We start from the raw sequence: 14,329 nt of genomic DNA, 5'->3' as shown, positions 1-14,329 counted from the left end.
CTGAAGGGAACCGTTCTGCAGGTGGTTTCAAAGCGCATAACGCTCACAACATCAAGATAAAGAGGTATTTCCATGAAACGCCATGTATTTTCTACCGCTGCCTTTTCAGGCGCGCTGATTGCAGCGGCAAGCTTTGCCTCTCCGGCAGTGGCTCAAGATCGTTACATTACCATCGGTACCGGTGGTCAAACCGGCGTTTACTATGTGGTGGGCCAGTCGGTTTGCCGGATGGTTAACCGCGGCAGCGACGAGCACAATATTCGCTGTAATGCACCGTCTACCGGTGGTTCGGTCGCTAACGTTAACGGCATGAAGAGCGGCGAGCTGGACATGGGCGTGGTGCAGTCGGATGTCCAGTACCGTGCTTACAATGGCGAAGCCAATTTCGAAGAGACGGGCCCTTGGGAAGATATGCGCGCCGTATTTACCATGCACGGCGAGCCGCTCACCGTTGTTGCTCGTGCTGATTCCGGTATTGAAACGATTGCCGATTTCCCCGGTAAGCGCGTCAACATTGGTAATCCTGGTTCTGGCCAGCGTAACACCATGGATGTGGTCATGAATGCGTTCGGTTGGGACGAAGACACCTTTGCCCTTGCCTCACAGTTGGATGCCGCTGAGCAGTCCGCCGCACTGTCGGATAACAACATCGATGCCATGGTGTACGTGGTAGGCCACCCTAACGGTTCTATCCAAGAAGCCACTACGACGATTGATGCGCGTTTAGTACCGGTAACGGGCGACGAAATTGACGCACTGATTGAAGAGTATCCGTACTACACCCGCTCTGTGATCCCGGGTGGCCTATATCGTGGCAATGACGAAGATGTTGAAACCTTTGGTGTTGCAGCAACGTTCGTTTCTTCCACTGCCGTTGATGAAGACGTAATTTACGAAACAGTTAAGGCCGTGTTTGAAAACTTCGATCGTTTCAAGCGCCTCCACCCAGCGTTTGAAAACCTGAACGAAGAAGACATGATTGCTGACGGCCTAACGGCGCCGCTGCACGATGGTGCAGAGCGTTACTACCGTGAGCGTGGCTGGATCGAGTAATTCCGAACCGCCACATAAAGAGCAGCAGGTGAACAGCGTTCACCGCAAGTAATAAAGCGCGGACGCCCAGAGTGTCCGCGCTTCTTGTTGAAAGCGCTGATTGTCAGCGCTGACCATAGGCAGGGCAAGCGTATGCGTGATGACAAACAACCTTCGGCGGCCGCTGATACTGACCTGGAGGATATGGTCGCATCCAGCGATTCCGGGGCACGAAAGCCAGCGGGGGTGCCGGGGAAATTGCTGGTAAGCATTGCGGCAGCGTGGTCGCTATTCCAGCTATGGATAGCATCACCACTCTCTTACATGGTGGGTTTTGGGGTGTTCAGTGCTACTGAATCACGCTCGATACATTTAGCGTTTGCGCTGTTTTTAGCCTTTATGGCTTACCCCGCCTTAAAACGCTCTCCGCGCGATCGTATTCCTCTTCAGGATTGGGCGTTTGCAGCGATAGCCGCTTTTTGCGGCGCTTATCTGTTTCTATTTTACGATGACCTGGCTCGGCGCCCGGGCAGCCCGATTACCCAAGACATCGTTATTGGCGTGATCGGTATTGTTATGTTGCTGGAAGCCACTCGGCGTGCGCTAGGGCCGCCGCTGATGATTGTGGCCGGTTTGTTTATTATTTACTCGCTATTTGGCCCCCACATGCCGGGCATATTGGCCCACCGCGGCGTTAGCCTAGGCGGGTTGATTAATCACCAGTGGTTGGGTACCCAAGGGGTGTTTGGTATCGCGCTGGGGGTTTCTACCAGTTTTGTTTTCCTATTTGTGCTGTTTGGTGCCCTATTGGATAAGGCGGGTGCCGGTAACTATTTCATCAAAGTAGCCTTTTCTATGCTTGGCCACTTTAAAGGTGGCCCTGCTAAAGCGGCGGTGGTGGCGTCGGGCATGACCGGGTTGATTTCGGGGTCGTCGATTGCCAATACGGTGACCACCGGCACCTTTACAATTCCGATGATGAAGCGTGTGGGCTTTAGCGCCGAAAAAGCGGGTGCTGTTGAAGTCGCCTCGTCGGTGAATGGTCAAATTATGCCGCCGGTAATGGGGGCAGCTGCCTTTTTGATGGTGGAATATGTAGGCATTTCTTACGTTGATGTTATCAAGCACGCCTTTCTGCCAGCGATTATTTCCTATATTGCGTTGATTTATATCGTGCATCTGGAGGCGTTGAAGGCTGATATGAAGGGGCTGCCTTCAAGCAACCCTGCGCGCCCGCTGCTTAACAAGGTCCTAGGCTTTATGACGGGGCTGATACTGTTGATGGCCCTCTCTTTTGCCGTTTATTACGGGCTCGGCTGGCTTAAGCCGGTGCTTGGTGAGGCCACTCCTTGGGTAATCGCCGTGGGCTTAGCAGTAACGTATATCGGCTTATTGAAGATCAGCTCGAAATACCCAGAGCTGGAAATGGATGACCCCAATTCAGCCGTCGTAAAGCTGCCTCAAACACGGCCCACCGTGATGGTGGGCTTACACTACATCCTGCCGGTTATTGTGCTGGTGTGGTGTTTGATGGTGGAGCGTATGTCGCCAGGGCTGTCAGCGTTTTGGGCGACGATGTTTATGATCTTTATCATGGTCACTCAGCGTCCGGTGATTGCTTTCTTCCGGGGCCACAGCCAGTTCGGCGCGGATGTTAAAGAGGGCTTTAAGGATCTGTGGGACGGCCTGGTCGCCGGTGCCCGTAATATGATCGGTATTGGTATTGCTACCGCCACCGCCGGTATCGTGGTAGGTGCCGTTTCACAAACTGGCGTAGGGCTAGTGTTGGCGGATGTGGTGGAAATCCTTTCCGGCGGCAACCTGATGATGATTCTGTTGCTAACGGCACTGCTGAGTTTGATTTTAGGCATGGGCCTGCCCACTACGGCTAACTACATTGTGGTCTCTGCACTCATGGCACCGGTCATTGTGCTGCTGGGTCAGCAGAATGGTCTTATCGTGCCGCTGATCGCCGTGCACTTATTTGTGTTCTATTTCGGGATCATGGCAGATGTCACGCCGCCCGTGGGGCTCGCCTCGTTTGCCGCTGCGGCGGTTTCCGGCGGTGACCCACTGCGTACCGGCTTCCAGGCGTTTTACTACAGCCTGCGCACAGCCGCACTACCGTTCCTGTTTATCTTTAATACCGACCTGCTGTTGATTGACGTTACGTTTATGCAGGGGATTGTCGTGTTCATCGTCGCGACCACCGCTATGCTGATATTTGCAGCGGGAACACAGGGTTACATGATTGCTCGTAATCGCTGGTATGAGTCGCTGTTGCTGCTGTTGGTGGCCTTTACGCTGTTCCGTCCTGGCTTTTGGATGGATCGTATTCACGACCCTTACGAATCGGTTCCGCCGGCACAGTTTGCAGAGGCACTAGGTCAGGTGGAGGATGGCAGTAACTTGCGCATCCAAATTGCAGGGGAAGACGATTTTGGTGATCCCATGACCACCTACCTGCTTGTGCCGGTACCTCGCGGCGATACGGCTGAAGAACGCATGGAGCAGCTAGGCATAGAGCTATGGATAGACGGTGAACAAGCGACCGTTGATTTTGTTCAGTTTGGCAGCTTGGCACAGGATATCGGTTTTGACTTCGACCAGGAGATCATCGAAGTGCTTGCACCGGTAGACCGTTGGGCGAAGGAGTGGATGTGGATTCCTGGCTTTGCCATTTTTGCCTTAGTGGTTCTTCTTCAACGCCGCCGCCGTCATACAGACCGGCCGGATAACGCGGCAGCCGCAGCTTAAAGGAGGTCACCATGTACCAAAAGATTCTGTTGCCGGTGGATCTAAACGAAGAGGCGTCATGGAAGAAGGCGCTACCCACGGCAATTACGCTATGTGAAACCTTTGGGGCTTCGCTGCATATTGTGACAGTGCTGCCGGAATTTAAAATGCCCATGGTGGGCGCTTATTTTCCGAAAGATTTTTCCAAAAAGGCGCACGACGCTATTAAAGAAGCGCAGCATGAGTTCATCCAAAAGAACATACCTGAAAGTATCCAAACTCAGAGTGTGATTGTGGATGGCTCACCCTGGGAAGCCATTATTAAGGCCGGCAAAAAGCTGGATGTCGACCTGATTGTCATGGCTTCCCACAATAAGCGGAAATTTGTCGATTACGTACTGGGGCCTAATGCCGAACACGTGGTTCACCACGCGAAAATATCGGTAATGATTGTACGGTAGGCGCCCTGAGTATCTGCACTTACGCCCACAACGCCAGGCCTTGAGCCTGGCGTTGTGGTTTCTGCCGGGTGTCGCCGCTGGTGCTTTTGTGCGTTTGGGAATGTTAGGAGGCGCTAACGCATCAATTTAATTCGCGGGAATAGGTTAATGGTGGATTTTTTGTACTTGCTAGCCTTATTGGCTCTCAGTATTACGGCGTTCAACTACATTAAAAGTACGTTAAGCCATTAAGTTGGAATTAATGTTAAAGGCAAGAATGCAGCCCTGGTACATCACAGGAGTTATGCCATGAATGCGACCACTACAAAAACACAAGACCACGCACATATGCCAACAACTAAAGAGACACCCTCAGTTAAAATCACTATCAATAAAGTGGGAATGGATCGTCCGCGTGCCTGGTTAACGTCTGGCCTTGAAGACTTCCGGCGTGCCACCGCCGTTAGTTTGTCCTACGGCATGTTTTGGGTGGGCTTGAGTATTGCTATTACGTTAGGGGCATTTACTCTGGGATACTGGTATTGGCTATTGCCGATGATTGCAGGTTTTATGTTTGTAGGCCCTTTGGTCGCGGTGGGTTCTTATGGCATTAGCCAAGCGCTAGAGCAGGGTAGAGCGCCTAATTTGGGTGATGCATTTGGTAGTTGGAAACCCCACGCTGGGCAGTTAGCGATGATGGGCGTCATGATGATGATCTTCTTTCTTGCCTGGATTCGCCTAGCCACGCTGCTGTTCGCGCTGTTTTTTGGCTTTGAAGTGCCAAGTCCCGCAACGCTTTACACCGCGCTACTCACAACCCCAGAAGGAATCGGCATGTTGGCTGTTGGCACAGCGGCGGGCGCTATTCTCGCCTTTGGTGCCTTTGCCATTAGCGTAGTGGCTATTCCTACCTTAATGGATCAAGACCTGACGTTTATGGAAGGCATAGAAGCGAGTGTACGCTGCGTTGCGCGTAACTTTCGCCCGATGCTGCTTTGGGCCGCCATCCTCACAGGGTGCGTGTTGGTGGGGGTAATGACCTTTTACATCGGTTTAGCACTTATATTGCCAGTGTTGGGTCATGCAAGCTGGCACGCTTATGAGGAACTCGTGCGCTTTGAGACTATTGAGGAGATAAAAACCTAATCGCTTCGCGTTCAAAACAGCAGCCGTTTAAAGGCGTCCGTTCGTTGACGAAAAACGCGTAAATTACCTGACCTACGAAAAGAGATGGCGTAACCTCTACGTTGTCTCTTTTTTTATTGCTCGCGCTGGGTGGCCGGGATGTATCAGGCTATGCTCTGAGCGCTTTAAAGCGAGGTAGTGGCTGTGAAAGCGTTGTTATTGGGGTGGGTTATGCTGGCGTTCAGCATTCCTCAAGCGGGGCAAGCTGAAACGCAGGCGGCATTGGCGTCGCCGGATGGGCCTGTGATTCTGCAAGTGAAAGGTAATATTGCACGCACGAATACGGCTGATAGCCATAATCGAGAAGCGCATTTTGATAGAGAAATGCTGCAGTCATTATCACAACATACTTTTAAAACGAGCACCCCATGGACTGAAGGCACTAGCCACTATAGCGGGCCGCTAATGCGTACCTTGCTAGAGCACCTGGATGCCGAGGGTGAAAGCGTGCATGTGCTGGCGCTTAACGGTTACGAAGCCACCATTCCCGTTAGCGATTTTTATGATTATGACGTGATTTTGACACTCGAACGCGATCAAAAGGCTATCCCTATCCGCGAGTACGGCCCGTTATGGGTGTTGTATCCTTTTGATCAGAATGAGGAGCTGTTAAGCGAGAAAATACGTTTCAGGGCTGTTTGGCAGGTTATGCATATTAATGTCCATTAACAGCTCTATGGTGAGTACGCCACGCCTGTTGCGTTATCCACGACGTTTTAAAGTCGTGGCGATGATTACCGTGCTGCTGTTTGCCGGGGCGTTGGTCGTTGCGGCGCTGGCAGCTTGGCGGCAAGACCAACTAACGCAAAGCCTGCGAGAAGATACCGCCTGGGTTGTCTATAAGCTGGATCGCGATGCGGTTCAGCTGCTTAATCATTTACTGGCGGCAACCCGTGGACCTATCTCGCCAGCTGAACAGGATGCGCTCAACTTACGCTTTGAACTGCTCTATAGCCGCATTACGTTGCTAAATGAGGGTGAGGTGAACGCCCTATTGCAAAATGTCAGTATGGCAAACGAGCTGCTTGACCAAATCCAGCAGCAGCTAGACACGCTGGACCCCATGCTTGCCCCCCACGACTCTCTCGCCCAGTTGCCCATCACCCTTTTAGAAACAGAGTTGCAGGTGCTCACTCGGCTTACCGAGCGCTTTGTGATCGCGATCAATGGTTATTTGGCCGAATCCGCAACGGAAGAGCGTGCGCTGCTCAGTACGTTATATAACGTATTGATGACACTGCTGATAGGAATGAGCTTGGCCGTTCTGCTCGTCATTGGTTTTCTAGTGCGTGAAATGCGAGAAAGCGCTACCGCGCGGCGTGAACAGGAGCAGCTAAGTCGCCAGTTAGAGGTCACCGCTCAGCAGGCGCAAGCCGCCAACCACGCGAAGTCTGATTTTTTGGCGATGGTCAGTCATGAAATTCGCACGCCGCTAAACGGCGTTATTGGCATGAGCGAGCTGCTGCGCGAGCCGGTCAGTGCTGCTCAGGTAGAAGACTACGCACGCACTATCCACGACAGCGCCAACCAGCTGTTGGCGATGATTAACGAAATACTCGATTTTTCTAAAATCGAAGCGGGCCACTTAACGCTGGAAACGTCACCCATGGCGGTAAAACCGCTGGTGGATAGCGTGATGGCGCTCTTTGAACCTCGAGCCCAAGCAAAGGGGCTTCAGCTAGTGCTGCACATTGACCCCTTAGTACCGGCCTGGGTCATGATGGATGCAGGTAGGCTGAGGCAGATTTTGCTGAACCTGATTGCCAATGCGATCAAGTTTACCGACCATGGCCAGGTCACGCTTCGGCTCTATGCCACTGTGAACGAGCTCTCTTTTGAAGTGAGCGATACCGGCTGCGGGTTAAGCCAAGAGCAGCAGACGCTTCTATTTGAGCCTTTTCAGCAGGCAGATGAAAGCGTCGCTCGGCGTTTTGGTGGAACCGGCTTGGGGTTGGCAATTTGCAAGCGCCTGTGTAACGCCATGCAAGGGCATCTGCGGGTCGTCAGTGCGCCGGGCCAGGGTAGTACGTTCTATTGTGATCTGCCCTTGATTGAGGCGCCCCCCCAAAGTTCCCCGCTGCCTTCTGAACCCACGCGGGACTTTATCGGTACGTCGCTACTGCTAGTTGAAGATAATGCGGTTAACCGAAAAGTGGCCACGGGCCTCCTCTCACGTTTGGGATGTGATGTGGTGTGTGCCGAAAATGGCCAAGACGCGCTGGAGATGGTGCAGGCTCAGCAAGTACATCTTATTTTTATGGATGTTCAGTTGCCGGATATGGATGGCCTGACAGTGACGCGAATGCTGCGAGAGACAGGCGGCTGGCTGGCGAGTGTCCCCATTGTCGCGATGACGGCAGGCGGTGCTGAAGATGATCGAAACCGCTGTCTGGCAGCGGGAATGGATGATTACATCATCAAGCCGCTGTCGCTTCTGTCATTAAGCAACGTTTTATCCCTGCAGCTTTTTCCATCATCGCAGCAGCTGCCCACTTTAGAGGCGTACGCAAAGCCAAATGATGGGCAGGCCCTGCTTAACAGCACCACACTTCAAACGCTGTTGAGTTCTTTAGGGCAGGCGAGCGTTGCTCAGTTGGTCGTGCTCTATCATCAGCAAGTAGATGACTACACGGCACAGCTTGGCGCGTACCTCACCGGGCCTGGCGAACTTTCGAGTGCCGAGGCTAAGCAGGTGGAGCGCTTGGCACACCAGCTGAAAGGCGAATCGCTAAGCGTGGGCGCAGAACAGCTGGCGTGGCGGGCGCAGGGGCTAGAGCTATTGATGACGCAGGCGCAGCGCTCTCACGGCCAAACTGAAGAAGCTTTTGGTGCGTTACGACAAAGTGTTGCGCGTACTCATGGCGCATTGGAGGCGTGGTACCGTGACAACCTCCCTAACGCCTAATGGGCTGCGCTCCGCCGCCAGTCGTCACCCTGAACCCACCAAGGCGGCCATGGAACTGTCCCAGGCGCTATGTCATGCGCAGCTTGGGTTTGTATTGTTTTTCTGCAGCGCCGAGTACCCGTTAGACACCCTCGCTGACGCCCTTAGCGACGCGTTTGGTGATGTGCCACTGAGTGGCTGTACGACGGCTGGGGAGATGACGCCTGAGGGGTATGATCGGGGGTCTATTGTCGCTATTGGGTTTGATCGTCGGGTTTTCGCGGTTGAAACCGAGCTGGTTGATGACCTGGAACACTTTGATCTTACCCGTGCGCAGTCGTTGGTGGACGGCCTACTAGAGCGCTGTCGTCATCAGGCGTTGGCGCCTATTAATGAGCACAGCTTTGCGCTCACGCTGTTAGACGGATTGTCCAGCCGTGAAGAGCAGGTGTTGGCAACGCTGGACGCTGCGCTGGGACGTATACCCAGTTTTGGCGGTTCAGCGGGGGATGATAACCACCTAACGCACACCCATGTGTATGCCAATGGACGCTTCCATACCCGTGCTGCAGTGGTGGTCATGCTGAATACTCGGCTGCCGTTTGAGGTATTTTCAAGTCATCACCTAGTGCCACTGGCTCATAAGCTAGTGGTTACGGTAGCGGACCGCGAGCAGCGGCGAGTACTAGAGCTTAACGGGCTGCCTGCCGCCGAGGTATATGCGGCTTTGGTGGGCTGCCGGGTGGATGAATTGACCCCCCACGTTTTTGCCCAGCACCCTCTTGCGGTGCATCTAGGCGAGCAGCACTACATTCGCTCTATTCAGCGAGTCAACGACGATGGCAGCCTCAGCTTTTACTGCGCGGTGGAGACCGGTATTGTGCTGACCGCCATGCAGCCAGCGCCGCTGTTAGAAGATCTAGAAGCGATGCTGCTCAGCGTGCGCGAGCGCTTAGGCGATACCGCAACGATTATCGGCTGCGACTGTTTTCTGCGCCGCATGGCGCTGGAGTCCCTACAGCAGTTGGATCAGGCATCATCGCTGCTACGCCAGGCGCGCGTCGTGGGATTTAATACCTACGGCGAACAGCACCACGGTATGCATGTGAACCAAACTTTTACGGGGGTGGCGTTTGGCGCTCTTCCAGCTAGCGACAAGCAGTGATGAAACGGCGGATAACGCGACGCTACGCGAAGAAAATCGCCGCCTGCGTAAAGTCTGCCATGCGCTGATGGAGCGGGTCGAGTCGGGAGGCAGCCCCAACGGTGCCCCCTACGCGGCGTTTGAGCGCTCAGTGTTGCTGGCTGAACAGGTGCGTGAGCGTACCGATGCGCTGCACCGCACGCTCGATGAACTCAGCCAGGTGAATGCACGACTATTAGCCGCGAATGCCGAAGCGGAAGCGGCTAATCTTTCTAAAACGAAATTTTTGGCCGCGGTTAGCCACGACTTACTACAGCCCCTAAACGCCGCCCGGTTGTTTGCCAGTGCTCTGGAAACCCATGCGCTGCCTGATGCCTCTCAAGCGCTGGTGGGGCATATAGGGCGCTCGCTGAAAGATGTTGAAGGCTTGCTGGGCACGCTAGTGGACATTTCCCGCCTGGATGCCGGGGTACTGCATGCTGATAAAGCGCCGTTTGCCGTGAGTACGCTGCTGGATGCACTGGCTGAAGAGTACCGGCAGGTGGCGGCCGTTCGGGGCCTGGCGCTGCACTATGTTCCTTCACGTGCATGGGTCGACTCTGATCTGGCCCTACTCGCGAGGGTGGTGCGTAACTTTCTCAGTAACGCAGTGCGCTACACCGAGCAGGGGCATCTGCTGTTAGGCTGCCGCCGCCGTCCCGAGGGGGTGGAGATCATGGTAGGAGATACTGGTCCGGGTATTCCAGAACCGCAGCGCGAAGCAATTTTTTTAGAGTTCCGTCGCGCTAGTCAGCCGCAGGCCCATCATAGTCGAGGCCTGGGCTTAGGCCTGGCGATTGTCGACCGCATTAGCACCATGATAGACCACCCCGTCACGCTGGCGTCACGGCTAGGCCAAGGCTCGCTGTTCTCGATCTTAGTCCCTTACGCAGCGCCCGGCGGCAGCGCAGAAACAGCGCCCCGTTCGCGACTGGATACTCCATGGAACGATGATCCGTTGCAAGGCTGTGTGGTGTGGGTGATCGACGATGACCCGGCTATTATTGAAGGTATGCAGGCGTTGTTAGGCAGTTGGGGATGTCGAGTGCGTGCAGCGGCCACGGTGAGTGCACTGGAGGCTGCCAGCGACGGAGAGCGCCCGGCAGCGCTGCTAGTGGATTACCACTTAGGCGAGCATCGAGAAAACGGTATTGATTTAGCCGCCCGATTGCGCCGCCGCTATCCTGGCTTGGCCACGGTAGTCATTACGGCTAACCATGAAGCGGCTGTTAAACGCGCCACACGGCAAGCGGGCATGCACTGCTTGTTAAAGCCACTGAAACCGCTGCGTCTAAAAATGTTGCTAGGTACGCTGCTCGAAAGCGGCTAATCCTTCGATAATGCTGCGCGTTTAGCGGTATAGCCGCTTAAGTCCTCTTCCCCGGCAATCACAATCGCGTGTACTCGGCTGCTGGCCCCCAATTTTCGCAAAATAGCCGAGACGTGGGTCTTCACCGTAGTTTCAGCAATTGTCAGCTCGCGGGCAATCTGCTTGTTCGACATGCCTTGGCTCATACAGCTCAATACATCCAGCTGCTTGTCGGTGAGCCGAGGCAGGCGGTTTTGTGGGTGGTCTGCGCTTTCCACCGTGGCGGAGGGAAGGTTACGCGGAGGCGGGCGGCGCATAATATCGGCGGGTAAGTAGAGCTGGCCCTGGAGTATCTGCGTGATCGCTGCCAAGAGCTGCTCCCTTGGCGTTGATTTGGGAATATAGCCCACCGCGCCCAGTGCAATGGCGTCCAGCACCAGCTGACGCTCTTGAAGCGCAGACACAATCGCAACGGGCAGCCACGGGCAGGTATCGCGCAGGATTTTTAACCCCTCCAAGCCTTCCGTATCGGGCAGGCTTAAATCGAGCAGTAACAGATCCAGCCCGTCGTTATTTTCAACGCACTGGAGCGCTGCTGCCAAGCTGTCGGCTTCCAGGAGTTGGGTGTCGGCTAAACCAGCGCTTACCACTGCAAGTAACGCATCGCGGAACAGTGGATGATCATCTGCCACTAACAGCGAGTACATGGCGTCTCCTACCAAGGGATGAGGGTGCGTCCTGCCATCGGGCTATATCGATAAAGGCCTATGTGTTCAACACTGGGTAGGCACCTTTTAATAATCATAATACTCAGGAGCTTTACGATGATCTACGCCAACCCTGGTGATACCGGTTCTGTGGTGTCATTTGAAAAACGTTATGGCAACTACATTGGCGGTGAGTTTGTTCCCCCTGTCAACGGCCAGTACTTCGACAACATTAGCCCAGTTAATGGCAAAGTGTTCTGTGAAATTCCTCGTTCTAGCGCAGAAGATATCGATAAAGCGCTGGATGCTGCGCACAAAGCCGCACCGGCATGGGGCAAAACCTCGGTTCAAGAGCGCAGTAATATTTTACTCAAAATTGCCGACCGCCTTGAGCAGAACCTGGAAATGCTCGCTGTGGCCGAAACATGGGACAACGGTAAAGCCGTTCGTGAAACCCTCAATGCGGATATTCCGCTGGCTGTTGATCACTTCCGCTATTTTGCAGGTTGCCTGCGCTCCCAAGAGGGCACCGCTGCGGATATCGACGCTAACACCGTCTCTTATCATTTCCACGAACCGCTGGGTGTCGTGGGGCAGATTATCCCCTGGAACTTCCCAATTCTGATGGCGGCCTGGAAACTAGGCCCCGCGCTGGCATCAGGCAACTGCGTGGTGCTCAAGCCGGCTGAGCAAACTCCCGCCTCCATTTTGAAAGTGATGGAAGTGATTGGCGACCTGTTGCCACCCGGCGTGCTCAACATCGTCAATGGTTTTGGCGCAGAAGCAGGCCAAGCGTTGGCGACCAGCAAGCGGATTGCCAAAATTGCCTTTACGGGCTCAACGCCCGTTGGCTCGCATATTCTGAAGTGCGCGGCAGAGAATATTATTCCTTCCACCGTCGAACTGGGTGGCAAGTCCCCCAACATCTATTTTGCCGACATCATGAATGCCGAACCGACGTTCATTGATAAAGCGGTAGAAGGACTCGTGCTGGCGTTCTTCAATCAGGGTGAGGTGTGTACCTGTCCGTCGCGAGCCTTGATTCAGGAGAGTATGTACGACGAGTTCATGGCGAAGGTGATTGAGCGCACCAAAACCATCAAGCGCGGCAATCCGCTGGATACCGACGTGCAGGTGGGCGCGCAGGCGTCTCAAGAGCAGTTCGATAAAATTATGTCGTACATGGATATCGCCCGTGACGAAGGCGCTGAATTCCTGACCGGCGGTGATAAAGAGACTCTGGATGACAGCATCAACAGCGGCTATTACATTCAGCCCACGCTGCTGAAAGGCAATAATCAGATGCGCGTTTTCCAAGAGGAGATCTTTGGGCCGGTTGTCGCGGTCACAACCTTCAAAGATGAAGAGGAAGCGCTGGCGATCGCCAACGACACCGAGTTTGGCCTGGGCGCGGGTGTATGGAGCCGCGATATGAACGTGGCCTTCCGCATGGGTCGTGGCATTCAAGCGGGCCGTGTATGGACCAACTGCTACCATCAGTACCCCGCCCATGCGGCTTTCGGTGGCTATAAGAAATCCGGCGTTGGCCGCGAAACGCACCAAATGGCGCTGAATCACTATCAGCAAACCAAAAACCTGCTGGTCAGCTACGATATCAACCCGCTTGGGTTCTTCTAAACGTTTGTTATGTCCTCCCATCGCCCGGCCTAGGCCGGGCGATGCTGCACATCCTCTGGCGCTAACTCTACGGATAAGAGCAGCTTAGAACTGCCGTTAACCATTATTAGGAGTCGCATCATGGATAATACAATGCGGGCGGCTGTCGTGCGCGAGTTCGGACAGCCGTTAGCCATAGAAGAAGTCGATGTTCCACGCCCAAAGCAGGGGGAGGTATTGATGAAGGTGGCGGCCTCGGGGGTCTGCCATACGGATCTACACGCAGCGCACGGCGACTGGCCAGTAAAACCCTCACCTCCCTTTATTCCAGGGCATGAAGGCGTTGGGCATGTCGTGGCAGTCGGGGCCGGTGTTTCCCATGTCAAAGAGGGAGACCGTATCGGTGTTCCTTGGCTCTACTCGGCCTGCGGTTTTTGCGAACACTGCCTAGGCGGCTGGGAAACCTTATGTGAATCCCAACAAAATACCGGTTACAGCGTTAACGGTGGGTTTGCTGACTATACCTTGGCCGACGCGGGGTATGTGGGGCGGCTGCCTGATAACGTTGGCTTTGTCGAGCTGGCCCCGGTGCTGTGTGCCGGCGTAACGGTTTATAAAGGTTTAAAAATGACCGATACCCGTCCCGGCCAGTGGGTGGTGATTTCGGGCATTGGTGGCCTAGGCCACATGGCAGTGCAATATGCCAAAGCCATGGGGCTTAACGTAGCGGCTGTCGATATTGACGACGGCAAGCTGGCGCTGGCTGAGCGCTTGGGCGCGACGGTCACGGTAAACGCCATGAAAACTGACCCCGCGGCATACCTGAAAAAGACCATTGGCGGCGCCCATGGTGCGCTGGTCACGGCGGTGTCGCCGAAGGCCTTCGATCAGGCGCAAAATATGCTGCGCCGTGGCGGTACGCTGGTCCTTAATGGCTTACCACCAGGCGATTTTCCACTGCCTATCTTTAGCACCGTGCTCAACGGCATCACTATTCGTGGTTCGATTGTCGGCACGCGTAGCGACCTTCAGGAAGCGCTCGATTTTGCGGCAGAGGGCAAAGTGGAGGCCACCGTTGCAACGGATACACTGGACAATATCAACGATGTTTTCCAGCGCATGATAGACGGTAAAATCGAGGGGCGTATTGTGTTAGACATGGCGGGCTAAACGCCAAGCGTGCATAAAAAATCCCGGCCGCGTGGCCGGGATTCTTCGTTCTACGCTTTGTACTTA

The 14,329-nt window shown here is 54.5% G+C and carries 11 protein-coding genes; 10 read left to right on the top strand and 1 reads right to left on the bottom strand.

Features of this window, described 5'->3' with window-relative positions:
• Positions 1–72: 72 nt before the first annotated feature.
• The 8 genes from LOS15_RS11350 (at position 73) to LOS15_RS11315 (ending at position 10,790) form a co-directional block, all read left to right on the top strand.
• Positions 73–1,053, top strand: coding sequence for a TAXI family TRAP transporter solute-binding subunit (locus tag LOS15_RS11350; protein ID WP_263066041.1), 981 nt, complete (start codon positions 73–75; stop codon positions 1,051–1,053).
• A 132-nt stretch (positions 1,054–1,185) separates the two neighbouring features.
• A complete protein-coding gene (locus LOS15_RS11345; RefSeq protein WP_263066039.1) occupies positions 1,186–3,789 on the top strand; it encodes a TRAP transporter permease in 2,604 nt (867 codons plus the stop codon).
• Between the two features lie 11 nt (positions 3,790–3,800).
• On the top strand, positions 3,801–4,229 hold the full coding sequence (locus tag LOS15_RS11340) for a universal stress protein (RefSeq protein ID WP_263066038.1): 429 nt from the start codon (positions 3,801–3,803) through the stop codon (positions 4,227–4,229).
• A 288-nt stretch (positions 4,230–4,517) separates the two neighbouring features.
• Entirely contained in the window at positions 4,518–5,354 is an 837-nt protein-coding gene (locus tag LOS15_RS11335; RefSeq protein WP_263066037.1) for a DUF2189 domain-containing protein, read from the top strand.
• 210 nt (positions 5,355–5,564) lie between these two features.
• The gene (locus tag LOS15_RS11330; protein ID WP_411537758.1) at positions 5,565–6,062 is read left to right on the top strand and encodes an oxidoreductase; all 498 of its coding nucleotides are present in this window, start codon (positions 5,565–5,567) and stop codon (positions 6,060–6,062) included.
• Positions 6,052–8,298: an ATP-binding protein gene (locus LOS15_RS11325; protein WP_263066033.1), complete on the top strand. Its 2,247-nt coding sequence runs from the start codon at positions 6,052–6,054 to the stop codon at positions 8,296–8,298. The genes LOS15_RS11330 and LOS15_RS11325 overlap by 11 nt, the downstream gene beginning before the upstream one ends.
• A complete protein-coding gene (gene nosP, locus LOS15_RS11320; protein WP_263066031.1) occupies positions 8,276–9,442 on the top strand; it encodes a nitric oxide-sensing protein NosP in 1,167 nt (388 codons plus the stop codon). The genes LOS15_RS11325 and nosP overlap by 23 nt, the downstream gene beginning before the upstream one ends.
• Positions 9,411–10,790, top strand: a complete 1,380-nt coding sequence (locus LOS15_RS11315) for a hybrid sensor histidine kinase/response regulator (RefSeq protein ID WP_263066030.1) — start codon at positions 9,411–9,413, stop codon at positions 10,788–10,790. The genes nosP and LOS15_RS11315 overlap by 32 nt, the downstream gene beginning before the upstream one ends.
• On the opposite strand, the gene LOS15_RS11310 is transcribed toward LOS15_RS11315, so the two are convergent.
• Positions 10,787–11,476 carry a LuxR C-terminal-related transcriptional regulator gene (locus LOS15_RS11310; protein WP_263066029.1) on the bottom strand — a complete coding sequence of 230 codons (690 nt, stop codon included), beginning with the start codon at positions 11,474–11,476 and terminating at the stop codon, positions 10,787–10,789. The genes LOS15_RS11315 and LOS15_RS11310 overlap by 4 nt on opposite strands.
• Positions 11,477–11,593: 117 nt before the next feature.
• Between LOS15_RS11310 and LOS15_RS11305 the strand changes: the two genes are divergently transcribed.
• Both LOS15_RS11305 and adhP read left to right on the top strand, forming a co-directional pair.
• Positions 11,594–13,114, top strand: a complete 1,521-nt coding sequence (locus LOS15_RS11305) for an aldehyde dehydrogenase family protein (protein ID WP_263066028.1) — start codon at positions 11,594–11,596, stop codon at positions 13,112–13,114.
• 120 nt (positions 13,115–13,234) lie between these two features.
• Entirely contained in the window at positions 13,235–14,263 is a 1,029-nt protein-coding gene (gene adhP / locus LOS15_RS11300; RefSeq protein ID WP_263066027.1) for an alcohol dehydrogenase AdhP, read from the top strand.
• Positions 14,264–14,329: the final 66 nt, after the last annotated feature.

It is taken from the genome of Halomonas sp. 7T, from assembly GCF_025643255.1.
GTDB lineage: Bacteria > Pseudomonadota > Gammaproteobacteria > Pseudomonadales > Halomonadaceae > Vreelandella.
This window is presented reverse-complemented; position numbering and strand designations above follow the sequence as displayed.

What these genes read in the sequence shown, in the direction of transcription:
- LOS15_RS11350 (WP_263066041.1), top strand. Translation starts at nt 73, where the DNA reads ATGAAACGCCATGTATTTTCTACCGCTGCCTTTTCAGGCGCGCTGATT.
- LOS15_RS11345 (WP_263066039.1), top strand. Translation starts at nt 1,186, where the DNA reads ATGCGTGATGACAAACAACCTTCGGCGGCCGCTGATACTGACCTGGAG.
- LOS15_RS11340 (WP_263066038.1), top strand. Translation starts at nt 3,801, where the DNA reads ATGTACCAAAAGATTCTGTTGCCGGTGGATCTAAACGAAGAGGCGTCA.
- LOS15_RS11335 (WP_263066037.1), top strand. Translation starts at nt 4,518, where the DNA reads ATGAATGCGACCACTACAAAAACACAAGACCACGCACATATGCCAACA.
- LOS15_RS11330 (WP_411537758.1), top strand. Translation starts at nt 5,565, where the DNA reads ATGCTGGCGTTCAGCATTCCTCAAGCGGGGCAAGCTGAAACGCAGGCG.
- LOS15_RS11325 (WP_263066033.1), top strand. Translation starts at nt 6,052, where the DNA reads ATGTCCATTAACAGCTCTATGGTGAGTACGCCACGCCTGTTGCGTTAT.
- LOS15_RS11310 (WP_263066029.1), bottom strand. Translation starts at nt 11,476, where the DNA reads ATGTACTCGCTGTTAGTGGCAGATGATCATCCACTGTTCCGCGATGCG.
- LOS15_RS11305 (WP_263066028.1), top strand. Translation starts at nt 11,594, where the DNA reads ATGATCTACGCCAACCCTGGTGATACCGGTTCTGTGGTGTCATTTGAA.
- adhP (WP_263066027.1), top strand. Translation starts at nt 13,235, where the DNA reads ATGGATAATACAATGCGGGCGGCTGTCGTGCGCGAGTTCGGACAGCCG.